Here is a 24,891-nt window from a genome sequence, read left to right as displayed (position 1 = left end):
TAGGGTGTGCCGGAATACAGGTTTTATTCTCCATAATCGATAGAGATTGTCTTCACAGGACAAAAAAAGAACCCGGTTCATCAAGGAATCTCCTTGATGAACCGGGTTCTTTGTAATCTTGATATGGGGGATAGGTGAACTTTGCAGGGGTGAGGCTTGCCTGTGACGTCTTTATTAAAAGGGGGTTCCAGCTGCTACAGGAGATATATAGGAGCTATCATGATATCCCAATCAATAGCTCCTCAGCTTGTGGATCCGAACCACCTCATCCATAAGGTCACCGAAAGGAGTCGAGCGATTGCTCGTTATGATCCGATGAAGACGCTTGAAGCGATCCTCGGGGAGGTCTGCTGCATAACGACAGATGAAGTCTGCATGCTCAGCAACAAATTTCTTCTTGCCTACAGCTGCAGCGGCTACTGCTACCAGGACAGCGCGTCCACCAGGAAGCTCCAATATTCTTCTCTCATAGAAGGTTACATAGAGCAAGGTTCGGCTTCGGATCAGCTCCCGTTTGATTTTTGCGATCTCGCCAATATAATCGACCAGGACCGGATCGAAGCTTCTTAGCAGCAGTGAGTCAAGTTCGAGATCCATATCCTTGCGGAGAATAAAGGATTGCAGCAAGGCAAGCTGCTGAAGACGAATGCGATCATCACGCTTCAGCACAGCGATTTCACGAAGCATTTCGTAAGCACGCTGTTCGTCATCCGGTCTGATGCTGGCAGCTTCCTCCCGATCATAGGCAAGTCCTTCTTCAATGGACTGGATACGATGCTTGAAGGTACGCCGGAGCTGTCGCTTCAGCTCCCAGGGATACAGCTTACGCTGCAAGCTCCACAAGATGAGGAGCATGATGATGCCTCCTGCAAGGAACAGGACGCGACTAAGGGAGTCGGGGGCAAGAAAGACCGCTGCAGCGAGCAACAGTAATGCGAATATCAGATCCCGCCGGTAGTACCAGTTCGTCTTGCTGTTAGCTACGACCATGAAATGAACGAGTCGACGGCGTCCACATGAAGCACAGGCTTCTCGTGGCAAGGCAGTAACGCTGTCGCAGCGCCGACAGACCTTAAGCTTATCGTATGCATATCTTGCGCGCTGAAATGGCCTGAACTGCACAGGCTGCTTGTGTTTATTCATAGCGTTCATTCCTGCTGTTCAAAGCGGTAAGCAGCTCTTTGTCAATCTGCTCGTAAGATGGTGCACGTCTCTTATGTAAATAGTAAGTTATGATTTTCGCGACGACAAAAAGAAACATTATCGCGATACATCCGTATGAGATCATATGGGTCCTCTTTCTTTTCCAATTTTATGACAGAATATTCATAGATGTTTGCACTTATCAGGGTATAATTATATCATTGTTGCAGGATATTGGTAAAATTCGCTGTTGCCTCCTGTAACAAAAGGCGGACCTCTATTTTAGATATTTCAGCATTTTTTCATCACATTTTCAGAAAGATTTAATGGAAGACCAATAGAGTACATCTTAGAGGACGTATCAAAGTTCTACAAGTGAAGGGGAACAAGTCATGAGAGAAAAAATGAAACATACGATATGGAGTCTGATGGCTGCCTGGATGGTAGTGCTTCTGCTAACTGGCCTCATAGCCCAACCTGCACGAGCAGCGAATTCAAGCTCGGCCTCCCGCGTTGACGCAGTGCTGGTCGTGGATGTGAGCAATTCCATGAACACCAGTGATCCGGAGAAGATTGGAAACGAAGCGATGAAGATGTTCGTAGACATGCTATCGACGGGTGGGGACAAGGTGGGCATCGTCTCCTATACCGATGTTATCCAGCGTGAGAAGGCGCTGTTAACAATTCAATCGCAGGAGGACAAGGAGGAGCTGAAGAGCTTCATAGACGGTCTGAACCGTGGAGCATATACAGATACTTCTGTAGGTGTTCGTGAAGCGATGCAGCTGCTCAAGGATGGTGCCGAGCCAGGGCATGCGCCGATGATTGTTCTGCTGGCTGACGGTAACAATGATTTCAATCCCCGCACGGGAAGAACGGATACTCAGGCCGATCAGGATATGAAGCAGGCAGTCGCGGAGGCAACAGCTGCAGGAATCCCCATCTACACGATTGGATTGAATGCCGATGGCAAGCTGAACAAGGATCGACTAGCCGATATTGCAGAGCAATCTGGTGGTAAGTCATTTATTACGGACTCTGCTGAGGATCTGCCAGATATTCTAAGCCAGATTTTTGCGAGTAACCTCAACCTGAATGTCGTGCCAGTCGATTCAATCACGGGTAACGGTGATTACCAGGACGTCAAGATTCACGTCCCCAATGACAGTGTAATGGAGGCTAATATCTCGATTACTTCATCGCAGCCAGTCGATGCTCGCCTGATCGATCCAAGTGGTCAGACCCGCACAATACCGGCAGACGATATTCTGCTCTCATCGTCGAAGAGCTATTCTTTATTGAAGCTGCTCAAGCCAGAGGAGGGAGACTGGACGCTGCAGATCAAAGGAGTAAAGCAGGATCAAATTGATATTAACCTGATATTCAACTATGATCTGCAGCTCACATTGGCGGACATTCCTGCGCAGAGCTACTCCAAAGGAGACAGCATTGACATTCAGACCTTCCTGAGCAGCAACAACCAGCGACTTCAGGACCAAAGCCTGTATGCGAATATGACCGCCAAGCTGCTTGTGCATGATGTGAATACAGGAGCGGACAGTTCCATTGACCTTAACAATGAAGGGGATCATTTTGCAGGACAATTCCAGCTGCCAGAGGCCCACGACTATGAATTGACTGTACGGGCAGAGGAGAAGAGCTTCTACCGTGAATCAGCGACGATAACCATCAACGGTTCTGGAGTAAGTGGAGCTCCGGGATCAGGCTCATCAACGGTTCCAGCTGAAGAGTCCAGGGCTGGCTTGCTGCTGCCTGCAATCCTTGGGGGGGCTGGACTGCTGATCGTACTTGCGGCCGCATACTTCCTCTGGAAATATGTGCAGAAGTCAGGCAAGGGCTTTGTCGGGCAGCTTGTAGTTGAGATTCAGGATGACAATACGGGTGAGAAGTCATATCCCCAGTACAAAAAGCTGACGGGCTTCCGCGGAAAATTCACACTGCATCAATTGCTGCAATTGGCCCCGGAGCTGGCAGAGTCAGCTCAGATCGTGTTTACTCCAGGCCGTAATGATAAGCTCGCTGTCCGTTCCACTGGGGCAATCCCGATTGAGAAGTCCGGGCGGGCCGTTCAGGCTGCACAGGGCATCGAACTGGGGCACAATGATCGGATTACCGTACCATTGGGAAGTGTAGGGAAGACGATCTTGCTGGAGTATTTGTCCACTAGCCGTTAATTGAATTAAGAAACAGTAATTGAAAAGAAACAACGATCAGATTAAAAAGCAATGAATCAGAATAATAGAATATAAAGTATATTCATCGGATTATTACAGGAATCAGGGGGAATCCAAATGAAACCAGTAGTCAGAGAACACATACAGCAATTGGATGTATCACTGGGCGGAGGGATTGTTAGTGAGAAGATTAGAGTAGATACGATTGATAACCCTATTCTTATTATCGGTCTTGGCGGGACAGGAATTGATGCTCTGCTGAGATTGAAATATCAGATCAACCGCAGATTCAAGCTGCCAGAAGATCCCTTGTCCAAGAAAAAGCATGATAAGCCAGACAATGTAGAGTTCCTCGCCTTCGAGACGAATGAACAGGACAGGAATAAAAAATATAGAGGCATCGGCTTGGACCCGAACAATGAGTTCGTGCTGCTCTCCAATGCAGAGATCGGCGGTCTGCTGCAAAATCGCAGCATTCTGGAGCCTTATATTACAGACTGGCTCTCACCAGAGCTAAGCATTACGGATGGTATGAACGGTGCGGCGGGTGTACGTCAGGCAGGGCGTTTACTGCTGTTCACCAAGATTAATCAGGTCGTGCAGAGCATCGACAAGAAGATCAAGACATTATCTGTCGGCACCAACAAGAAGCTCATGGTGTTCCTGCTGTCAGGTCTATCTGGTGGTACTGGAAGCGGTACTTTCCTGGATATTTCTTACATTGTACGTGGGCTTATTGAGCGTGATTATGGATCAGCAGGGATTGACCGCGTTAATACACTTGGTTATCTGTTCACGCCTGATGTCAATCTCTCGAATAAGAGCTTGAGTGAGCATACCCGTGAATACATCAAGAAGAATGGATACGCAGCGCTCAAGGAGCTTGATTATTGGATGAACGTGGACAATCGCAGTGAGCGGTTCCGTCAACAATATGGCAACATCCTAAACGTTAACTCGCCATTGCCGCCGTTCAATCTGTGTCATCTGATCTCAGCGACGAATACCGAGGGCAAGCTGCTTGAGAATGCCTACGATTACTGCATGAACGTTACAGCTGAGAATATCACGAACTTTATGGCAAGTGAAGAAAAGCAATCTGGCGAGGAGTTCGCCATCCATGACTATATCAGCAACATCCGTACCAACATTGCCCAGATGAATCGGGCCTATCCTGCGAATTACGAGTACAACATCATCGGAGCGTCTTCAGCTGTGCTTCCGGTGGAAGAGATGACGACCTATCTGGCCTATCGCCTGTTCGAAAAAATGGGCAAGATGTTCGAGAAAGCACCGGGGCAGGAGGAGGTCGAAAAGTTCGCCCGTAAGCTTGGCGTCGATCTGGACAGTATGATCAAGAATTTCGAATCCCGTGTGCCAGAGCCATTACCTGGATTTGAGAACAGTGAGCGTCTTAGCTACGCCAATGTGATCAAAATGCAGGTCGTGAACATGGATACCGAGCTGGAGCAGACATTCCTGAATCGGGCGCGTGAGGAATACATTAAGGCGAAGAAGCAGCTACCAGGTGAGATCGTCGGTCAATTCACCGATCAGATTCGCCGAATGTTCCTGCATCCAGAGCAGGGGCCATTCTACGTATCTAGACTTATTTACACGGAGAAGGGCTTCTGTCTGCTCAAAATGCTTCTATCGTACATTGAGGCACTGAAGGATAGTCTGCATCGGATTCCTCGGGATATCGAGGCGGCCAGGGAGCAGGCCGAGGAGAAGATGGGGGATGCGAAGAGTGCTTTCGTATCCAAGGATAAGAAGAAGAATGCTTATATTGAAGCGAAAATCAATGAATACTGGCTGCACGCAGATATTGAGCGTACGGAGCAGTTGATCGAATTTTACGAGGACCTGTATGATCTGCTGAATCAGGAGAACAATCGCATTTATCATGTGTATACAGAAGTGCTTAATGCTCTTAGCGGTATCTTCTCGAAGAATGGTGACCTTCTCGTGAACGGTGCCGAGCAGGAGGATCATAGAGGCAACAAGACCTACTACTGGAATCTTGTTAGCGTTCCTGATATCGAGACGGTCGTCTCTGGCATGCTGGAGAAGAGGGATGGCGACGATCTGATTCGTGATTTTGCCCATGCCCTGCTGGAGAATTCCGATCGTTGGGTGAAGGAGCAGGATATCGACATCGTCACCTCAATTTCGGAGTTCCTGACAGAGAAGTTCGGCGATCTCATCACGCGTTCCATGGAAGACTTCCTCGTCATGAAATACGGGCAGGATGAGGCCATTGAGAAGTTCGTAGAGCGTCATATTGCGAGCAAGCTTGACGAGGAAGCAGTGCCGGTGTTCCACCTAAGCAACAGTGCAGGAAATCTGTACTTTCCATCATGGGGCTTCGTGTCCGTCCCTGTACAGGCACCAAGCATCCTGAAGGGGATTCGGAATTATCAGAATAATGCGATCGGAAAATCGCACTTCACGATTAAGGAAAGTGAGGTCAAGAATCGCATCTTCTGGCTGAACACCCGTAACGGCGTACCACTCTTCGTATATACACCACTGAAGGTATACGAGGAGAGCTATGAGCGTACGATTCTGGACCGAGAAGGAATTGGACGACATCTTGTGCAGACTGGTCGTAATAACTGGACGAACTTGCCTTCGCCGATCCCGGAGAAGTCTTGGGGGGATACGTATGTGAACCCTCGGGTGCAGGCTTTCAACGCTAATGTTCGAAGTGATTTTGAGCGTGGTCTGACCTTGGGAGCTATTCGAATGAAGGGAGACGAGAGCAACACCAGCAGTCGATATGAAGTCATTCGCACAGGTGCTCTCGATGTGGACAGAATCTTGTCTGCTTATGATATGCAGCTAGACGCCTCCAAGCCGAATCTGGGAGAGGTTAAGCGTGCCACCAATGAATTGAAGCGACTGCTTGCCGGAGGAATGGAGCAGGCTGGAGCGAAGGATATCTTCGGCAGTATTAACGAGGAGCTGGGGAAAGAAAACCTGATCCGCACGCCAGAGCTGATTCGTGTGCTCCGTGAGGAGCTTGCAAAGTATGCGCAGCTGCAGGCTAAGCTGACAGAGCTGGAGAGTATGCTGGGTAAGCACCAGGATGAAGAGCAGCGGCTTGATCAATTCATCCAGGCACTGTATACGGATACTATTACTAAAAAAGGTGCTCTCTACGTATATGACCGTGATCCAGAGGAGGAGGCGTGGGAGCCGTTCGCCAATGTCCTGAAGAGCCGTCATTATGTGGAATACGATGTGTATACGCACTTCCGGGAACTGGATGAGAAGAGCCGTGCAGCATTGATGCGCAAGGCGGACCGACGGGACAATGAGCTGACATCTTCGGAGGATATCGCGCCTCTGCTGGATAAGCTGGAGAGCCTCGTCACCCTATTCATGGAAGCAAGAGATCAGTTGGAATATGAGCGCGTGGAGCATGCGAATGGAGAAGAGCTATACTCCTTCTACAAGCAAATGGCAAGCAAACTAAACGACATTCGTAGAAGGCTGAAGTAGAAATGAGAGATAAGCTGGAGCAGTTCGCGGTGTCCTACGCGGCAGCGGAAGACCAATTCATTGGCAGTGGGGATGGACGCAGCAGCATCCATTACCCCGCTGTGTTTCTCTTTATTGGCGACCATGCAGGCTCTGCCATTAGCCATGTCATGGACATGAATGACCGCAAGTGGGATAACAGTGCCGGTGTCACCTATATTCATGTTCACTCCGGGACGGACGTCTCAAAAGGGCATTCCAGAGTGATCACCCATCAGATCAGGCCTTATAAGCAGGCTGCAGATCCTAGAGAAGATGAGAAGAGAATGAATGATACACGACAGGATGTTCATGGGGATAAGCACCTGTCTTTGCATACCGAGGTTACCAATCCCCGCTATGCGCGAAGTGATCTGTACCGGGACTTCTACGCGGACGAAGAGGGTCTGATCGGACTGAATGGCTGTCTTCGACGGGCTAGTCTTCAATTGGCGGAATATGGACGATTATATTCCTCTTTTGATCGGGTCCATCTCACTGTCATTACTGTCGGTGATGATCCGTTGAATGTACTCGTACCCGAGATCACACTGCTATCCGAATATTTGCTGGCTCAATCCTTCAAGTCAGTCCAGATGGATCTGTATGCGCTACTGCATGAGGGAACACAAGAAAATTATGGGTACAGCAGTGCCTTGAATGTAGCATTCCTTCGTGAACTCGACCATATGCAGGACCCGGGATATCAGCTCACAGCCACACTTCATATGACTGAGGATCGACTCGGTATCAAGGTAAAACATGGTCCAGCTCCCCTATTCGATCTGGTCTACCTGCTATCCGATAAGGATGAACGAGGAAGGATTGTACCTGACAGCCTGCGGGAGAACAGTGAGCTCATCTGTCATATTCAGCTGCTGAAGAACCGTCTGCAGGCTTCCAGGGGAAGCGCTATGGACGACTATGGTACCTCTGAGCGTTGGCCACAGGAAGGCGGCTATAACAACACATCCTTCAAGAATAATATGGGTACAGAAACAGGGCGTCCAGTCTACGTTTCTGCTGGTCTGGGAAAGGTAAAACGTCCAAACGAACCGATTGCCCTCACCGTGTTATATCAGTTCTACAAGCAGCTTCTGAGCCGAATGAGGAGCGAGATCGCATGGAGTCCGAAGGATAAGCTGTCCTTCTTCCAACTGGACTCAACCGGGAGGGAGAGCTGGATGAGTCCACTGCTGCCTCAAGCTGAATTTCTTGGAGATATGACGGGCTTGATGACGAGTGGTGCCAGCTTCTCAGCGCTCCGCCGCATGACGCTAAGAGATGCCGAGGCGTCGCTGTTCGGCGAAGCCTGTGGGGACTTCTTCCGCGAGCATGCTGAGTTGCCTGCGAAGCAACGTGTGAGCTCTTTCGATGCAGACCAGTGGCTTCAGCAGCTGTTGAAGGAGCAGGAGACACGTCATCCGGAGATTGGGCTGTATGAGATATTGTCCTGGACGGATGAGGATCAGCCTGGAAATGTGCTGACAGCCGTAAGAGGTCTAATTCGTGACTATACGAATGAGCGCACAGAGCTGGTAGCGAGCCTTGAACAGCTATATAACCAGACGGTTGAGGAGTTGTCCTTCCCACGAGTACCTCTGCTGGATAAGCCGAATGTCAGGAATTTCATTCGATATGTTGCAGAACAGGTCTATGGCCGTAAGCTGGAGCTGCTGGAGCTACAGATGTATACAGACCTGCTCCGCACCTGTGAGGCCGCGTTTGAACGCCTCCATGGTCGTGTTCAGGCACAGCTTGATCGGCTGAGTGATATCGAGCAGCAGCTGCAGACGCAAGCCACGGAGCACCTGCGGCGAGCTGACCAATATACAGGACAGAATGTGCTGGAATATTATGCGAAGGTGACGGCGGAGGTGCTTGATGAACTGGAGAGCAAGCGGGGACAGGATGTACTTTTCTCGGATCGCCATATGGGAAGTAAATTCTCTCTGGTTACACTGGAGAGTCCAGCACTTCTGGAGCGGTTGATCCACACATGTCAATCGCTTATTCTGACTGCGGCTCCGTTCCGGCAGACCTTCGAGGAGGAGCTTCTTCTAAGAGCCAATGTAGCCTCTGCATACGAGAATCGGCAGATCGTCTCGAAGGATCAGCTATTCAAGGAGCTCTACCATACGCTGGAGGAAGGCGCGACAGTGCATATTCGCTTGCTCGATTACACCCACGAACACCGTTACGAGGAAAAATATTTTTTTGGGGACTATGAGGGTGAATTTTTGCCGTATGCCATGAAGTATGACCATGATGCTCGTATGTATAAGCTGGGATTTGTGCATATGACCCGCAGCAGCGGAGTGGAGAAGCTTCATTTGATGGGAGGCTTCCAGATCGAAGATATACTGGTCTATCGTAATGGACGTACTTACTATGAGACCTACACTGCTAACGGCTATCGCCTGCATGGGCTGGACCCACAGGTGTTGCCTGAGCTTCGCTGATCTCACCCCGATATAATCCAAGGTAGAAAGGGAGCATGAACATCTATGCAGCGTAAATTTAATCCACTCCTTCTGCTGTTCAGTCTGCTGGGTGGAGGCATTGGCTTCATTCTCGGCGAAATAGTCCTGCACCAGCTGCTGGACACCTGGCCGAGAATCATTGTGATCGGACTGTATTTCGGAATCATGGCACTCGCTATAGGGCTAGCCTGCTTGCTGGCTGAGCTAATCACCCCTAAGCTGAACGGAGTATCCTGGAAGCAACGATATTCGGATGTGTCCTGGAAATGGCTGGTGCCCGCTACCCTTGTGCTTCTGTTCGGTGCAGGTACTTTACTGGAATGGGGGCATCAGTTCAATCCGTCCGGAAGCAGACAGGTCCGGGACATTGTGCTCGTCATTGATAACTCGGGGAGCATGATGGTCACTGACCCAGACCGCCAACGGCTGCAGGCAGCCAAAAATCTGGTGGAGCAGATGGATCGTCGCAATCGAGTGGGCGTCATCCTTTTTAACGTAGGTGCGACCATATTGCAGCCTCTCACTGAGGTAGGGACGGATGCGCAGAAGCAGGCTGTGAACACCAAGCTTGACGAAATTGTCGATACGACAGCAGGTACGGATATCGGGCTTGCTCTCTCCGAGGCACTACTCCATATTCAGGAGCAGGGAGATGCTGATGCTGGTACGATGGTCATACTGCTGTCCGACGGTGACAGTGCTGTGGATGTACCTAATGTACTGGCACCCTATGCAGAGCGTGGAATTGCCATCAACACGGTTGGTCTAGCGCTGACCGAGCCGTCTGGTGTAGCCTTGCTGCAGAATATCGCCCAGACTACTGGTGGTACCTATACCGATGTAGCCAGAGCAGATACGTTATCTGCTGTGTTTAGCGAAATATTTGAGCGCAGCGTCGGGGACCGTACTCTTGTCACGGAACGTAGCGGACAGCTGGAGATGAACACCTTCCTCGCCATTTATCGTGTTGTAGCGCTTGTTATTGTGGGTGTGGTGCTGGGACTCGCGCTGGGGCTTGTGTTTGACAACCGCTTCCTTGCCCGCAATTTTGCGATTGGGGGTGGTGTCGGCGGTGTGCTAGCCGGACTGGTGCTAGAGCAGGGACTGTCTGGCTCGGCTATTGGTGACTCTCTGATTCGTCTAGCAGCGATGTTGTTGCTCTCAGGTATTCTTGCGCTGTTCATGTTCGTCCTTCCGGTTAGCGAGAGTACGCGCCGCAATTCTGGTCATGCACCTGGTCGCAGAACAGGTAGAGGTGAGGAAGAGGAACGTCCAGCCCGGGGCAGAAGAAACAGAGGATTCTAATGACGAAAGGCCCGATGATAATGAAGACACGACAATCAGAGCCGGGGTATCCTGGAATAACGGACATCAGCTCCAAAATCGAAAATCATGAATTAGCCTTGCGCTGGCGCTGGCCCTCTGGAGTCCACGCTGTATATATTGCTAAACAAAGCGATGAACTGCCCGTACCTGCTGAGCCTGACCAGAGTCAGCTCCGTCTCTTCACACGTGATGAATACAAGGCGGCCGGCTATTATCGGGACAGACTGGAGGGCATTGGTCGAGTCATATATACAGTCTATCCAAGCGTATTGGAGCAGGATGGGCCTATCATAATATTGCAGCAGGATTCCGGGAATCAGATTGTTGTTAGTGCAGGCAAGGCGAAGATCAAGTATTCTGTACAGCATAAGAAGGCATGGTTCAGGGACCGTAAATCGGTCCAGATCAAGGTCACAGCCGAGGTTCCCGTTCCGCGGGAGGTTCTCTGCTATGTGAAGAAGATGGGGGGATACCCGCTCGATAAAGAGGACGGAACGGTCTATCCCTTCACCCAGTCCTTTATGGCTGGCCCCAATATACTGCCTTCGATTGAAGTGCGAGCGGATGAGTATGTCCGCTTGTTCTTCACGGAGGGAGCTACATATGGTCAGACGTATGAGCTGATCCCTGAGTAGGAATTGAGAGATTGAATGAGAGGAGGAGCTTCTATGAATTTTTTTCAGCAATTCTTCAAGAAGAAGCCTCAGGAAGAGCCCAGACCACTATATTATGATATTGTCTGCCCTTATTGCTTCAGCAAATTCGAGCCGCAGGACGTCGTCTTCCGGGCAACCCATCATCGTGAGGATGATGAGGATTTCGCACTTGGCGAGGATGATCGACTGAACAAGTATCGTGAGCGCTTCGGTCTGGATATGGTCTATGAGATCGAAGCGATCATTGACCCAAGGGATGTACCTGAGGAATATCATCACTATACTGATGAGGTGCTTACAGGGCTAACAGACCGATACGGTGAGCTTACACGTCGTCGTTTGTGCCCGCATTGTCACAACGAGCTTCCGGTTACAGCAGGCAAGGTACCTAGCAATATCATATCGATTATTGGTGCCTCACAGGCTGGAAAATCCGTCTATATGACCTCCCTAATCCATACTCTGCAGCATTACACAGCAGATCATTTTGATGCAGCCTGTATGCCGTTGACGGCCGAGATCAGTCGGAAGTTCAGAAGTCTTTATGAAGAGCCATTGTTCGAGCGAGGGGATCTGTTGTCCTCCACGCAGAAGGAGAAGATGCAGGAGCCGTTTATTTTTCAATTCGTCTTCAAGGATGAGGATAAGGCTCCCCTTACGCTGGTATTCTTCGATGTTGCGGGGGAAGGCATGGTCGATCAGGACTATCTGGGCCTGCATGGTCAACATATCAAGAACTCAGCAGGCATTCTGTTCATGGTCGATCCGCTACAGATTCGTTCGATCCGCGAGCGAATCAAGCTCAATCTGGGTGATGAGCGTGGGGAGTTCGTCTCCCAATACGATGAACCGCGAGATGTGGTACTGACCCTGTTCGGTGATTTCATTGCGTATCAGGAGAAGAACAAAACGTCCATTCCAACAGCAATTGTGCTGACCAAAAGCGATATGCTGACTGCACTGGCAGATGATGAGGGAACTTACATCAAGAGAAATAGCAATGTCTTCAATCCAATGGAGCATCGGAAGTATCTTGATCTGACAGAGTTCGCCAACATTGATGGTGAGATTAGACGATTCATCGAGAAGGTAGACAAGCCGTTCAAGGGGACGATGGATGTATACTTCACAGATACGGCTTATTTTGCGGTGTCTGCACTCGGCAGTAACCCCGTTGATCAGAAGCTACAGGGGCTTGTTAGTCCGATCCGTGTGGATGAGCCCTTCATTTGGCTGTTATACAAACTGAAGTATATTGAGGGGAGAGAGTCGTAGTGGGTTTTTCAGAGCTCCACCTCATTCAGCAGCAAATGTACACAAGGGAAAGACGTGGGGTCTTTCGTACAACTGAAGGCTTCGACACGGTGGCCAAATCCGTGGGCCTGGAGGCGGCATGGATTAAGAAAGTGCTACATCCGTTATGCACCTATGATGCCCCTACGGCATTGACGGCTCGCGGAGTGAAGGAGGAGAGCGTCTATCCTGATGCCCTTCATCTGATACGAACAGAATCCGGTGAAATGATTCTGGGCAGAAGTGTCTTTAAGGCTGCCGACTTCACTGGCTTGCGAAGTGCGTTCTTCACCCACAATCTGATCATCCCGAAGGGAGCTCCAGAGGGGGCAGCCGATTATAAGCTGTGGCTGAATGTAGCCTTTGCGGAGAGCTATGACATCGAGCAGGGAACCGAGCTACCAGAGCTGGATAAGCTTCCGGCGCAGGGCTTGATTCCAAAGGAGAGCAGTCGTGAAATTCTGACGCGTCTGGGGCTGGATGAAGCGATCTTTACAAAGTTGCTATACGCCGTGATGATGTCTGTTGCAGGCCGCAAGAAGGTCTACATTGCCCTGAATACCGAGGCAGAGGACACCAGTAAGGCAGCGAAGTCACTCTTGCAAATCCTGTACTCCGTACTGCCCTTTGCGTTCCGACGCAAGCTTGGCTTCATTACATATGTCAAAGAGCCCTCTAGCCGTAAGGGAATTCATGTCACATTCACGGAGCCGGGCGGCCTCCGACACGGAGATCGAAGCATTGATAAGGATTATATATTTGATCTAGCCCAGAGCCGCGTATTGAATGCGGAACCGGAGGATCAACAGAGAGGGTACTTGTCCTGGGTCTGGCAACAGCTACAGCAGGAGGAATCCCTTGAGGAATATTTCAAATTCGCTGCCCAAATGCTGGAGGGCATGGAGTCTGAGCGAGAGTTATCGCTAAATGCCTATGACGAGCTGGCAATGTTATATCGAATGGAAAATGGGGATCCAAGTGGCTATGAGGACAATCGGGAGCGTCTTCTCCGTGCCCTTATCCAATACTTATCCATAGACAACGCACTGCCTCAGAAGATGAGACTGAATGACCTGTTTCTTGAGGCATTTGATCGCGAGTTTGACCGGGTCAAAAATCAATTTATACCGGAGCCGTCTTTAATTGAGACCTTTCGGGAGTACTACAAAATAGATAAGCGCTATATTGAATTCAAGCTAGTGGAATATTTGATCCGTTCGTTGAACAATGCTTTTGCTACAGGGCGACAAGCTGAGGCTGCTCGCATTGTAGCTGCTGTAGAGCAGGCCCCTGATTTGAAGAATTCGCTGCTGACCAAGCTACTGAGTAACCCACTGCTGACTTCTACCTTGTTCGTTCCTTATTTGCAGGGACAGCTTCGCACTGCTCGGAATATGCAAGAGCTGATGAGTATGCTCATCCAATGGGTTCGGTATCGTCCAGGTCTGGAGGCTGATGAGCAGATTCAGGAGACGATGATCGCAGCTGTAGCACAGACGATGGGCAAGGAAGCAGATTTGGTCGCGGCGGCCAATGTCTTGCATGACAGGCTGGAACAAGTTGAGCGCGATGGATCTGATGCTGCTTCGTTCCTTCCAGGGATGGCGGATGCATTAAAAGAGGCTGCAGATATGTACCTGATTACACAGCAGAGCCTCCAGGAGATGAAGCCATCCCAGATTACACAGCTTCGTTTTTGTAACCGATCGGATCTGGGACCTTGGGTGGCTCGACTGAACCGCTCATTGCAGCAAAGGGCAGTGCAGCTCATCGCTGCATACGACTGGTTCGCGAATGTTGATCCAGGCCTGACCTTGCTTGAGGGACTATCCGCTGAGGATGAGAAGGCCGTGCAGGATTGGGCGTTACAGTGGCTTCCGGAGGAGATTCGTGAAGGGAAGTTTGCGCTTATTCTCCCAGCGTTCTATGCTTCCACAGGGGAACAGGCTGGCATGGTGAACTATGTTGGAATGTTGCAAGCCGTGCGCAATTGGGCAGCCTCCCCTGAGACGATCTGTGCGTTCATTCGCTGGAGCGAGGAGCGGATTGAATTCGGAACGGTACGAGGCGGTTACGAGACACGCTATCGTCATGCCTTGCTAGCTTATTTCAGGGCAGAAGGACGTGAGGTGCTGCACCAGAAGCAGCTATGGAACAAGTATTTCAAGCCTGCTCCCGAGCCCTATCAGTCATTCTATGTCCAGGCCAAGCGCCAGACGGAGGCAGGCTGGCTTCGCGTATTTCGCAAGATGGGTAAGGGAGGGCGAGTGACCATCATGATCGCCTTGCTGGGAGTAGTTGTCTGCGGTAGTCTACTTGCGGCAGGTGTGTGGGGCCAGGATCAGGCTGAGCAGCCAGATCCACAGTCTCCAACCGTTCAGCAGCCAGCCCCATCGGGCCAGTCAGAGGAGAGTGTGGAGCCTGCTGCAGTAACAGCTGTACTACAAGCAGTCAAATCGCAGGCAGGCGAGTGGTTACTTGAGCTGCAGTTTCCTGATGAGGCTTCTAGGCTGGTCTTTGCTCCTGAGCATATTTCAGTCATAGAGCCTGACGGCACAACTCATGAGTTCAAGCAGTTCAAGCTGCTGCCAGTTGATGAGCTCAGTACCCTTAGCATGGAGAGTCCATCTTCTGATTCTTCGAGCGCTGCGGACTCAACGGGTGCAAGAGACACCAATGACTCCTCGAGCTCTGCAGGCTCTGGTAACGCAAATACCTCTGGTGAATCGACTCCGTCCGGTGAATCAGCTTCCGGCTCTGCGGAAGGAGAGAATGAGACAGCTGCTGATGGCACGGGGGATTCGTCCAATGCTGTAGCGCCAGATTCAGCCTCTGGTCCTGATCTTGAGGAAACTCAACAGCCGTCTGTTACGTATCCGTTGACCATTGCCATTCAAGAGGATTACTCTTTCAAAGATAATAGCAAGCTGGTGATTGATGAGGTTACTATGCCTTTAGTCATAGAAAAAGGAAAAACGAATTAAGTGCAAAAGCGCAATCTATGCGATTCTTGTAGAAATAACGCACTTTTTCTACGAAATAGATTGACTTGATGGACGCTGCTCTTATAAATTGTATATATACGTAAAATCGTGAAAATGGCGATTGAGAGAGGAGCCAGCCATGATTCATTCGAATACCAATAGCATGCACGCTTCCTTGCTAGTAGCGCTTAATGCGAAGAATAGAGCGATTGCCAATAACGTCGCGAATGCAGATACGCCTTATTACAAGGCCCAATCCGTTGTATTCGAGGAAGAATTAAGACGCAAGCTGGAGCGTGATAAGAACGGTGAGCTAAGGATGAGACGCACAGATCCTAGGCATATGCCGACCCCAGTAAGCTCTAACGAGGTTGCCTATCAGGTAGTCCAATCACAGAACACTGCTATGAATAATAACTTCAATAACGTCGATGTGGATAAGGAAATGTCGGAGCTGGCCGAGAACCACCTGATGTATAACTATACCATTGATCGGGTCAATGGGTATTATTCAAAAATGAAGAATCTACTGTCTCAACTGAAATAATAGCAAAGTTGTAGCAAGAGCGGGGCTATTCCATGTAGATATCTACTGGGATAGCCCTTCTTTTTTTGTGGAATATGGATGCCAAGGTTCAGCTGGGAACATAAGAAGGGAAGCAGGTATCTTGCCTGCTTCCCTCATGTGTTTTATTTCAGGTTGAACAAAGGCTCGCCTGAGCGGATGTGCCCGTGTTCCTTGATGCTAATCTCTGTGTATGTTGCAAGGCTGGAGACGATGACGGAGGTCGTCGTATCGTAGCCGGCATTTCGGATTGCTTCGATATCGAATTCGACTAATTTGTCGCCCTTTTGAACGATATCACCCTCCTTAACAAAGGTCGTGAAATGCTCTCCCTTCAGCTTTACAGTGTTAATACCGATATGAATGAGCGTCTCCACGCCTTCAGATGATACAAGTCCAATGGCATGCTTGGTTTTGAACAGTGTCTGTACAGTTCCCGAAAATGGAGCATAGACCACGCCGACCGTAGGCAGGATTGCAGCTCCTTTGCCCATGGCTCCACTGGAGAAGGCTTCGTCGCCTACTTCACTTAATGGTAACCATTCGCCCTCTAGAGGACTGAATATAGACACTTCTTGAGGCTGATCCCCAACGTTACGAGTAGATAAGTCTGTAGCTTGGATATCCTTAGCTTGGCTTTCCGTAGGTTGAACTTCCGTAGCCGCCTGAGTCACGGGCTGATTCTTATACCCAAACAGGTAAGTTAGAACGAAGCCGCCGATGAAGGCGACAACCACCGAAATGAGGAATCCCACAAAGCCTTGATCCATGCCCTCCGGACCGATAAACATCGGAATACCAAAGATACCGCCGCCAGCAATCGTATAGTAGTTCTTGGCACCGAACATCCCTGCGATGGCACCCGCGATACCTGCAGCAATGGAGGCCAGGATGAATGGCTTCTTCAACGGCAGGGTGACTCCATAAATAGCTGGTTCTGTAACCCCCATAATCCCGGCGATCGTAGCCGAGGTGGCAATAGGCTTCAGACGTGTATCCTTTGTCTTCAGTGAAATGGCAAAAGCTGCACCTGTCTGCGCGAAAATGGTACAAAACAGCATACCGTTAATAGGATCAAAGCCATTATTCATAACATTGTTGAGCAAGATGGGAATGAACGCCCAATGTAGACCAAAGATAATGACGGTCTGCCAGAATCCGGCCAACAGAAGACCTGCGATGATCGGACTCAAGCCATACACCCACAAGGTGCCAGCGGCTAGTTGATTACTGACGAACGTGGCGATAGGTCCAATGGCAAGAAAGACGAGTGGCAGGACAATCAGTATGGTTAACAGGGGTACAAAGAACAGCTTTACGGCTGAAGGTAGTACTTTGCTGAAGAATTTTTCGACAATAGCTGCCAGATAAGACCCAAGAATGATAGGTATGACGGATGACGTATAACTGATCAGAACTACCGGTATAGTCATAAAGCTTAGAGGCGTACTCTCTGCAAAGGCGGCCGTCATGGTTGGATACACGAGGGCGGCTCCGATTACTGCCGATATATAAGGATTCCCTCCGAATTTCTTAGCGGCAGAGAAGCCAAGGAAGATAGGGAAGAAATAGAATAAGGCATCCGCTGCAGCGAACAAAATTTTGTAAGTACCCATATCGTCGCTTAACCAATTGAGGGTGACGAATAAGGAGAGTAGACCTTTGAGAATCCCGACGGCTGAGAGCACGCCAACCACTGGCATGAACACACCAGAGATGACATCTACAAAACGACTAAACAGGCTTCCTTGTGTATCCTTTTCCACAGGGGCAGCTTCTGCCGATATGCTTGGCAGTTTTGTTAATTCGGCATATACCCTTGGTACGTCATTCCCAATGACGACCTGGAATTGTCCGCCGCTGTCCACGACCGTCATGACTCCGTCAATCTGTTTGACCTGTTCCTTATCGGGCAAGCTGCTGTCCTTGAGCTTGAAGCGCAGACGTGTCATGCAATGCATGACACTGTTCACATTGCCTGCTCCGCCAACCGACTTCAGAATTTCCTGGGCTGTTTTCTCGTAATTCACTCTAGTCACTCCTTGCAGTAATAATACTCATCAGATGTATGCGCTTTCTAATCAGAGGCACATAGCTGCCTATTTTCGCTTGCCAATGACCACGACATCCTTCTCAAAACGGTGCATAGCAATGACGGATTTCCCATCGTGGGTTGTAATCTCTGTACAGGCGAATCTTCTGGCTGTCAGATCAATAGTTGTGAAGCTGTAATCCTGAACGTCCAGATTCAAGCGAACCTTGGTGTTGACCGGAATGTACAGGACAATGGTGGTATCGTTCGCGGCGGCACGAATTTCCGGCGTCTCATTGAGTACGATGTCAGCTGGCGAGATCCCGATCAGGTTATAGCTTTCAAATAAATATTTGATAAAGGAGTAATCCCATGCCCCTTCAAAGCGGACAGCTTCTCTCCAGTCGTAAGGGGCGTCAAAGCCTTCCCCTTCGACGATCCCGAACTTTTTGCCTTGTTTATGCCAGCTCCAAATGCCGTGTGCTCCATAGGTGATACCTGCGCCACCACCAGCCAACAGGCTCTGCCAAGCGGCCTTCCGCGCATCGCAGGCAGAGTATCTGCCGTATACATTGCGGCTGTAGCTAATCTGTTCATAGCAGGGTTCGCCGTTAATGACTGGACGTGTGCGTGGACGTGTATAAAAATTCTCGGCAATCTCATAAGCTGTCGCTTGAAACTCGGAATTGTGACCAGATTGGTACATGTAAAAATCCAGGCCATCATGCTGCTCCAATGTATCCGGGATCTCCCGTAGCCGACCTCGAATATGGAGCGTTTTCAAGCTGTTCGGACTCAAGGCATGCACAACCTCAAGGGCTTTGGTGTAATACGCAATAGCTTGCTCGCTTGGAAAGTCGGTATCACCGCTGACCAGGTAGATCGGATTATATTTGGAGAAGCGTTCCACAGCGTATCGGACATACGGCTCAACACAGTCAAAGGGCATTTTATTCCCTTCCTGAAACATCCCAGCCCAAGTATCTGGTACATAATTGCACCACAGCAGCACGAGGGCCGGAATGAAGCCACGCTCAAGAGCCATGCCAAGCATCTGCTCAGCGCGGTCAAAATATTCCACATTCAACTGCTGATAGTCGTAGGAGCCATCTTCCTGCAGTAAGAAGGGATCCATTCGGAGATCCGATTCACTTGCATCCCACTGACGCAGGGTATTAATCTGAAGCACATTAAAGCCCTGTAATTTTCGATAATCGAGATATTCTGCCCATTCTTCAAGGGAGGCGTTGGTAAATGCACTCCAAACCGTATCCGCTAAATAAAATAACGGCTTACCATTTAGCTCAAAGGCTCTTTCATGGCTCGCAACAGTTACCTTCACATTCATCACCTAGCCTTTCAGTACATTTCATTTAGTTTATTTTAGGTAAAATAAACTGCTAATAAAGTGTTTTTAACTAAAATAATGCGTTTTCATCTGAATATTAGCACCGAAATATCATTTAGTCAAATAAATTTTGCGGATATAAAAGTTAGTTTAGTTTAGTTAATTTTATGAAATTTTGCGTATGATAATGTTATAATTTAGAGAGCACTAATACTATTCAGGAGTGGTATGCATGAAAATAGATGATATTGCGAGACTGGCTGGGGTATCCAAGGCGGCTGTCTCCCTTGCGCTCAATAATAAAGCTGGCGTGAGTGAAGCGACACGTCAGCATATTTTGGAGATCTCACAGGCCCATGGGTATACCCCGCGGACTTTCAAAACGAACAAAGCGTCAACTAAAAACAATTCCATCATTCGTTTTGTAGCCTGTAAAAATACGGACATCATCACGGATCGGTATGAATCTCAGCCGTTCTTCAATGAACTGATTCATCATCTGACGGCTTATGCAAGAGAGCAGGGACATACGCTGATTATCTCCTCCATCTCGATTCAGAATCTGCATGAAGAGATCCAGACGCTGGAACAGGAGCAGCCTTCCGCAGGGATTTTAATGCTGGGTACGAATTTGACGGCATCACTCCTAGAGGACGTCTTAGCTGTTCATCCTCATATCGTGATATTAGATACATGGTTTGAGCATTTGGATGCCAGCTTTGTAGCGATCAATAATTATCTTGGAGGTTATCAGGCGGGCAGACACCTTCTGTCACTGGGATACAGGAGCATTGCTTACGTTGAATCCGATGTGCGTATTCTGAATTTTGTGAAGCGAAAAGAAGGTTTTATGGCTGCGCTTAAAGAGGCAGGCATGGAGCTTGAAGGGAATTTTGCGATGGAGCCCATGTTGGTTGTGTCACAGGATGCTTTCAAAACAGAGATAGGCAATGTGAAGCAACTGCCCGCAGTCGTTTTTTGCGAGAATGATTACATGGCGATCAGTGCGATTAAGACATTTCAGGAGCTTGCTGTAAAGGTTCCCGAGGAAGTGGCTGTCATGGGCTTTGACAATATTCTGGAAGCCAAGGTGATAAGCCCTGAGCTCACGACTATTCATGTGAAGAAAGATGTAATGGCCAAGACGGCGATGGATATCCTGCTGCGAAAGATCAATGACCAGGAAGACCACAATAGTGGGGTTCTGATTAACACGGAGGTTGTTGAGCGTAACTCATGCCCCCCTCAGACTGTCAGGGAGTGATTCTGAAGATAAGTATTTACAATTTCAATAAAGAACACACTACTCATGTGAATTACTGCTAAGGAGGGGACAAACGTGGCCCGAGGCAATATAAAGGTTCCATTCGGCTATGAGCCGCCCGCTGAACAGGAGAAGGGGACTTTGATTTATTATGATACGTTCGAACAGATTACGGATTCGGAGCTGGAGCAGTTCATGCATACGGCTGAGCAGCGAAGCTTCGCGACCGTCGTGCTCTATCCTCTTCATGAGGAAACGGCTAGACGCATGTCCAAGCTGCCGATTAGCCCTTTTCATAAGCGTGCGAAGAGATTGGACGAGTGGAAGCAGGAGTATGGTCATCTAGAGGCGATTATCCAGAACTGGGATGGTAAAAGAAAGAAGTATACACCAGTGGATACTGCGTTGAAGTATCTGGCAGATACGTATCCAGCACCTTATTTTGTGTACATGGCCCCTGAGACGGCAGAGCAATTCGCTTCGTATTCGTCTTTTGAAGGCTGGATTACTCGGATTCGTCTAATTCTCACCCATGAGCCTCAGCAGGGTCACCCGCGACTTGAGCAATTCCGCCACCGCTGGGAGTCGGTGCATTAGTTAATCGCAGTGGCGTACATTAAGAAGGAGCACCATAGTAATCAACATACGAATCAATACACGAACATGGTGAACTGACTATCATGGTGAACTTGACGAGAATGAATATGATTGACATGACGAATATGCGAACCTAGTGAAACATATTATGGGTGCAATTACAGGAGGAAGCCCCGGATTCGATGACGAATCTGGGGCTTCCTGTCATATCACTATAAATGAGCAGTGTAATGGTCTATATTCTTGTGTTATCTAGCCAGCCAGCCACCGTCTACACAAAGAACGTGACCATTCATGTAATCGGAGGCAGCAGAGGCCAGAAAAATAGCTGGTCCCTTCAGGTCTTCAGGAGTACCCCAACGTCCAGCAGGGATTCGCTCTGTAATCGAACGAGTCCGGTCCGGATCATCGAGAATCGGAGCGGTATTGTTAGTCTCCATATAGCCAGGAGCAATCGCATTAATCTGAATGCCTTTGCCTGCCCATTCATTTGCGAAGGCTTTGGTCAATCCAGCCACACCGTGCTTGCTTGCTGTATAGCCTGGTACGTTAATACCGCCCTGGAAGGACAGCATGGAGGCAATATTGATGATTTTGCCACTACCTCTAGCAATCATATGCTGACCTACAAGCTGTGACAGGAGGAATACCGAATTCAGGTTCAGGTCGATGACAGCGTTCCAATCCTGCATACTGTGCTCGGCAGCAGGGGCGCGGCGGATAGTGCCAGCATTGTTGATCAGGATGTCAATGCGCCCGGTCAGGGTCAGCGCTTCTTGGAATACAGCCTCGATCTGATCGATCTGGCCCAGGTCGGCAGAGATGGACAATGCTTTACGGCCCAAAGCTGTAATAGCCTGTGCAGCCTCCTCGCTGCCAGAGCGTGACACCATAACGACATCTGCGCCAGCCTCCGCCATAGCTATGGCAATCCCTTCTCCCAGTCCCCCTGAGCTTCCGGTGACAAGAGCTGTTTTTCCTTCAAGACTAAACAATGGTTTCATAGATCGGACACTCCTTCAGTTGTGCAAATCATGCTTATTCCGGTGGCTTGGAAAGCCTTCAGCATATCTCCAGTAGGTAATCGGTCTGACAGTACGGCATTCAGTTGACTCAGCTGTGCGAAGGTGCGCAGGGCGGTCTGTCCGAATTTGTGATGATCAGCTACGGCGTAGACCTGCTGTGCAGTATCCACGAGCGCCTTCTTGAAGTCAATGAAATCCCCTGTGTATACAGATAGTCCATGCTCCCAGTGAACGCCGGCGCTGGATACGAACGCCTTTTGAATATTTAAATGCTGAACATAATTGACACCCTCAGGACCCGTCAGCATATTGCGTACGCGATAGCCGCCAGGAATAACCAGACGAATCAGGTCCTTGGTGGCCAGCTCACTGATAATATGAACATCGTTGGTGATCACCGTGACAGGAGACGAACCCAGCAGACGAGCGATCGCTAGCGTCGTACTGCCACCGTCGAGTGCAATAATGTCATTCGGTTCAATGAGCTGGGACGCGAGCTCGGCGATGTGCTGCTTCTCATCGGCATTCTTGACACGGGTCTCTTTCTCAGGCAGGATTCCGAATTGCTCACGATTCGCCAGCATGGCTCCGCCGTGGACACGTACGACCAGACCTTGTTCTTCCAGTCGCTTTAAATCCTCGCGTATCGTCTTGCCTGTCACCTTAAGCCGCTGGCTTAGTTCATTTACGGTGATTTCCTTATCGGTTAGCAGGGCTTCCATGATCTTCTCATATCGAAGCAAAGGGTTCATGCGACATACATCCATTTCTGTGCGATTGAGTGGTACATGAGTATGCTCTATATCAAATGTGGGTGACGAATTACTTCAGACGCTTCATTTCTACGCCATCCATATCCTCGAATACCTGGTTCTCGCCAGCCATTCCCCAGATAAAGGCATAGTTGCTGGTACCAACACCGCTATGAATGGACCAGCTCGGAGAGATAATGGCCTGCTCGTTGCGAACTACGACGTGGCGTGTCTCCTCAGGCTCTCCCATCAGATGGAACACAACGCTGTCTTCAGGCAGGTTGAAGTATAGATACACCTCAGAGCGACGATTGTGTGTATGGGCAGGCATCGTATTCCACATATTTCCTGGCTCAAGCACCGTCAGTCCCATGACGAGCTGACAGCTTTGAATACCTTTCTCGTGGATGAAGCGGTAGATTGTACGGTCGTTAGAATTCTCAATCGAACCTAAATGAACATTAAATGCGTCATCTGGGCCTGTCTTGGCTGTAGGGTATGCATGGTGAGCAGGGGTAGAGTTCAGATAGAATTTGGCTGGTTGTGCAGGATCATTGCTTGTGAACAGCACATCCTTCGCGCCGAGCCCGACGTACAGACATTCACGGTGTCCCAGCTCATAGGTTGTACCGTCAACCTGGATGGTGCCGCTACCGCCGATATTGATGACCCCAAGCTCTCGACGCTCCAGGAAGGTATCCGCGCCAATGACCTTCGAATCCGCTTTCAACTCAATGGAGCCTTTGACAGGAACAGCTGAGCCAATAATATAACGGTCAACGTGAGAGTATACAAGCGTCAGCTCATCAGGGCTGAACAGCGAATCAATCAGGAATTCATCGCGTAAGCGAGTAGTTTTGAAGGATGAGACCTCATGTGGATGAGAAGCATAACGGTTTTCCATGTGAATTCTCCTTTGTAGTTCATTTTGTTTAAAATTATGTTTATATAAGTTTAAATTACTCCATATATGTTTATTTTGCAAGTCTTATATCATTAACTATTTAAACTTTATATTTTCGTTAGTTGTAGATCATGGAGATCATTGGACGCTTTGCAGGTGTTTGGTTCATGGAACGATCTGCGGTATGATAGAGGTATGGATACTTGGGACCTGGAATCTAAAGATAATTTATAGAATAATTATGCCACGGAAATGAAAGTAATGGCTGTCACCATAACTAAGGAAGGAAGCCGCTTATGCTTCAGGAACGATCGGATGAGGAGATATTAATTAGTAAGCAGTCAGGAGCGCTATGGAGCAGGCGAAGACAGGAGCTCGCACTGTGGCTGGAACGACCGAAGATTGTACTCCACCCCAAGCAGACCATGCTCCTTGCAGGAGTGGAGGTGGACGCGGAGCTACATAAGAGCCTATCTCTGCTGCGAGAGAAGAGGGTGCGTACAGAATTTTCGTGTGCAGGGGTAAGTCCCTTGGATGAGCCGGAGGAGCATTCCTTGTATGCCTATGTGACATTGTATGCTGATGACAGAGCGGAGAGATTCGTACAGCTGGCTATGGGGATGATGAGACGACGTTTGCTTGTCACTTATGAACCAGGCCGGGGAAGGTATGATCTGTCCTCCTTCTTCCTGGGCCATAATCGCTCGTTTTGCCGATGGATAGAGCACTGTGCAGAGCGATTCACGATGAATGAGTAAAGACAAGACCCGGAGGGCACTATCGTGTACCTTCCCGGGTC

The 24,891-nt window shown here is 49.3% G+C and carries 17 protein-coding genes; 11 read left to right on the top strand and 6 right to left on the bottom strand.

Annotated elements, in window-relative coordinates:
- Positions 1-231: 231 nt before the first annotated feature.
- Positions 232-1,143 (bottom strand): hypothetical protein, encoded by a 912-nt coding sequence (locus K331_RS0103645; RefSeq protein ID WP_028589229.1) that lies wholly within the window; start codon positions 1,141-1,143, stop codon positions 232-234.
- 392 nt (positions 1,144-1,535) lie between these two features.
- Between K331_RS0103645 and K331_RS0103635 the strand changes: the two genes are divergently transcribed.
- The 8 genes from K331_RS0103635 to flgB all read left to right on the top strand — a co-directional run bounded on the left by K331_RS0103635 (position 1,536) and on the right by flgB (position 16,152).
- Positions 1,536-3,338: a vWA domain-containing protein gene (locus tag K331_RS0103635; RefSeq protein ID WP_028589228.1), complete on the top strand. Its 1,803-nt coding sequence runs from the start codon at positions 1,536-1,538 to the stop codon at positions 3,336-3,338.
- 117 nt (positions 3,339-3,455) lie between these two features.
- Positions 3,456-6,845: a tubulin-like doman-containing protein gene (locus K331_RS0103630; RefSeq protein WP_028589227.1), complete on the top strand. Its 3,390-nt coding sequence runs from the start codon at positions 3,456-3,458 to the stop codon at positions 6,843-6,845.
- 2 nt (positions 6,846-6,847) lie between these two features.
- Complete coding sequence (locus K331_RS0103625; protein ID WP_028589226.1) at positions 6,848-9,325, top strand: hypothetical protein; 2,478 nt, start codon at positions 6,848-6,850, stop codon at positions 9,323-9,325.
- Positions 9,326-9,370: 45 nt separating this feature from the next.
- Positions 9,371-10,651 carry a vWA domain-containing protein gene (locus K331_RS0103620; protein ID WP_028589225.1) on the top strand — a complete coding sequence of 427 codons (1,281 nt, stop codon included), beginning with the start codon at positions 9,371-9,373 and terminating at the stop codon, positions 10,649-10,651.
- A 20-nt stretch (positions 10,652-10,671) separates the two neighbouring features.
- Positions 10,672-11,307: a hypothetical protein gene (locus tag K331_RS0103615; protein ID WP_028589224.1), complete on the top strand. Its 636-nt coding sequence runs from the start codon at positions 10,672-10,674 to the stop codon at positions 11,305-11,307.
- Positions 11,308-11,340: 33 nt separating this feature from the next.
- Positions 11,341-12,603 carry a TRAFAC clade GTPase domain-containing protein gene (locus K331_RS0103610; protein ID WP_028589223.1) on the top strand — a complete coding sequence of 421 codons (1,263 nt, stop codon included), beginning with the start codon at positions 11,341-11,343 and terminating at the stop codon, positions 12,601-12,603.
- The gene (locus tag K331_RS28865) at positions 12,603-15,605 is read left to right on the top strand and encodes a GAP1-N2 domain-containing protein (protein ID WP_051289601.1); all 3,003 of its coding nucleotides are present in this window, start codon (positions 12,603-12,605) and stop codon (positions 15,603-15,605) included. Before K331_RS0103610 ends, K331_RS28865 begins: the two co-directional genes overlap by 1 nt.
- A 139-nt stretch (positions 15,606-15,744) precedes the next feature.
- Positions 15,745-16,152 carry a flagellar basal body rod protein FlgB gene (flgB, locus tag K331_RS0103600; protein WP_028589222.1) on the top strand — a complete coding sequence of 136 codons (408 nt, stop codon included), beginning with the start codon at positions 15,745-15,747 and terminating at the stop codon, positions 16,150-16,152.
- Positions 16,153-16,295: 143 nt separating this feature from the next.
- Here the strand turns inward: flgB and K331_RS0103595 are convergent, their stop codons facing one another.
- Together K331_RS0103595 and K331_RS0103590 are read right to left on the bottom strand one after the other, a co-directional pair.
- Positions 16,296-18,200: a beta-glucoside-specific PTS transporter subunit IIABC gene (locus K331_RS0103595; RefSeq protein WP_028589221.1), complete on the bottom strand. Its 1,905-nt coding sequence runs from the start codon at positions 18,198-18,200 to the stop codon at positions 16,296-16,298.
- A 69-nt stretch (positions 18,201-18,269) separates the two neighbouring features.
- Positions 18,270-19,550, bottom strand: coding sequence for an apiosidase-like domain-containing protein (locus tag K331_RS0103590; RefSeq protein ID WP_084165328.1), 1,281 nt, complete (start codon positions 19,548-19,550; stop codon positions 18,270-18,272).
- A gap of 232 nt (positions 19,551-19,782) precedes the next feature.
- Here K331_RS0103590 and K331_RS0103585 point away from each other — a divergent pair, with 232 nt between their 5' ends.
- Together K331_RS0103585 and K331_RS0103580 are read left to right on the top strand one after the other, a co-directional pair.
- Positions 19,783-20,814: a LacI family DNA-binding transcriptional regulator gene (locus K331_RS0103585; protein ID WP_028589219.1), complete on the top strand. Its 1,032-nt coding sequence runs from the start codon at positions 19,783-19,785 to the stop codon at positions 20,812-20,814.
- A gap of 75 nt (positions 20,815-20,889) precedes the next feature.
- Positions 20,890-21,411, top strand: a complete 522-nt coding sequence (locus K331_RS0103580; RefSeq protein ID WP_028589218.1) for a hypothetical protein — start codon at positions 20,890-20,892, stop codon at positions 21,409-21,411.
- Between the two features lie 248 nt (positions 21,412-21,659).
- Here the strand turns inward: K331_RS0103580 and kduD are convergent, their stop codons facing one another.
- From kduD to kduI, 3 genes are all read right to left on the bottom strand, one after another.
- The gene (gene kduD / locus K331_RS0103575) at positions 21,660-22,415 is read right to left on the bottom strand and encodes a 2-dehydro-3-deoxy-D-gluconate 5-dehydrogenase KduD (protein ID WP_028589217.1); all 756 of its coding nucleotides are present in this window, start codon (positions 22,413-22,415) and stop codon (positions 21,660-21,662) included.
- Positions 22,412-23,188 carry a DeoR/GlpR family DNA-binding transcription regulator gene (locus K331_RS0103570; protein ID WP_036634082.1) on the bottom strand — a complete coding sequence of 259 codons (777 nt, stop codon included), beginning with the start codon at positions 23,186-23,188 and terminating at the stop codon, positions 22,412-22,414. Before K331_RS0103570 ends, kduD begins: the two co-directional genes overlap by 4 nt.
- A gap of 70 nt (positions 23,189-23,258) precedes the next feature.
- Positions 23,259-24,092, bottom strand: a complete 834-nt coding sequence (gene kduI, locus K331_RS0103565; protein WP_025679529.1) for a 5-dehydro-4-deoxy-D-glucuronate isomerase — start codon at positions 24,090-24,092, stop codon at positions 23,259-23,261.
- A 296-nt stretch (positions 24,093-24,388) separates the two neighbouring features.
- Here kduI and K331_RS0103560 point away from each other — a divergent pair, with 296 nt between their 5' ends.
- Entirely contained in the window at positions 24,389-24,850 is a 462-nt protein-coding gene (locus K331_RS0103560; RefSeq protein WP_028589215.1) for a hypothetical protein, read from the top strand.
- The last annotated feature ends 41 nt before the right edge of the window (positions 24,851-24,891 follow it).

It is taken from the genome of Paenibacillus massiliensis subsp. panacisoli DSM 21345, from assembly GCF_000426545.1.
GTDB lineage: Bacteria > Bacillota > Bacilli > Paenibacillales > Paenibacillaceae > Paenibacillus > Paenibacillus panacisoli.
This window is presented reverse-complemented; position numbering and strand designations above follow the sequence as displayed.

Bases quoted from the DNA above. Each gene is read 5' to 3' on its own strand.
- K331_RS0103645 (WP_028589229.1), bottom strand. From the start codon at position 1,143: ATGAATAAACACAAGCAGCCTGTGCAGTTCAGGCCATTTCAGCGCGCA.
- K331_RS0103635 (WP_028589228.1), top strand. From the start codon at position 1,536: ATGAGAGAAAAAATGAAACATACGATATGGAGTCTGATGGCTGCCTGG.
- K331_RS0103630 (WP_028589227.1), top strand. From the start codon at position 3,456: ATGAAACCAGTAGTCAGAGAACACATACAGCAATTGGATGTATCACTG.
- K331_RS0103625 (WP_028589226.1), top strand. From the start codon at position 6,848: ATGAGAGATAAGCTGGAGCAGTTCGCGGTGTCCTACGCGGCAGCGGAA.
- K331_RS0103620 (WP_028589225.1), top strand. From the start codon at position 9,371: ATGCAGCGTAAATTTAATCCACTCCTTCTGCTGTTCAGTCTGCTGGGT.
- K331_RS0103615 (WP_028589224.1), top strand. From the start codon at position 10,672: ATGAAGACACGACAATCAGAGCCGGGGTATCCTGGAATAACGGACATC.
- K331_RS0103610 (WP_028589223.1), top strand. From the start codon at position 11,341: ATGAATTTTTTTCAGCAATTCTTCAAGAAGAAGCCTCAGGAAGAGCCC.
- flgB (WP_028589222.1), top strand. From the start codon at position 15,745: ATGATTCATTCGAATACCAATAGCATGCACGCTTCCTTGCTAGTAGCG.
- K331_RS0103590 (WP_084165328.1), bottom strand. From the start codon at position 19,550: ATGAATGTGAAGGTAACTGTTGCGAGCCATGAAAGAGCCTTTGAGCTA.
- K331_RS0103585 (WP_028589219.1), top strand. From the start codon at position 19,783: ATGAAAATAGATGATATTGCGAGACTGGCTGGGGTATCCAAGGCGGCT.
- kduD (WP_028589217.1), bottom strand. From the start codon at position 22,415: ATGAAACCATTGTTTAGTCTTGAAGGAAAAACAGCTCTTGTCACCGGA.
- K331_RS0103570 (WP_036634082.1), bottom strand. From the start codon at position 23,188: ATGAACCCTTTGCTTCGATATGAGAAGATCATGGAAGCCCTGCTAACC.
- kduI (WP_025679529.1), bottom strand. From the start codon at position 24,092: ATGGAAAACCGTTATGCTTCTCATCCACATGAGGTCTCATCCTTCAAA.
- K331_RS0103560 (WP_028589215.1), top strand. From the start codon at position 24,389: ATGCTTCAGGAACGATCGGATGAGGAGATATTAATTAGTAAGCAGTCA.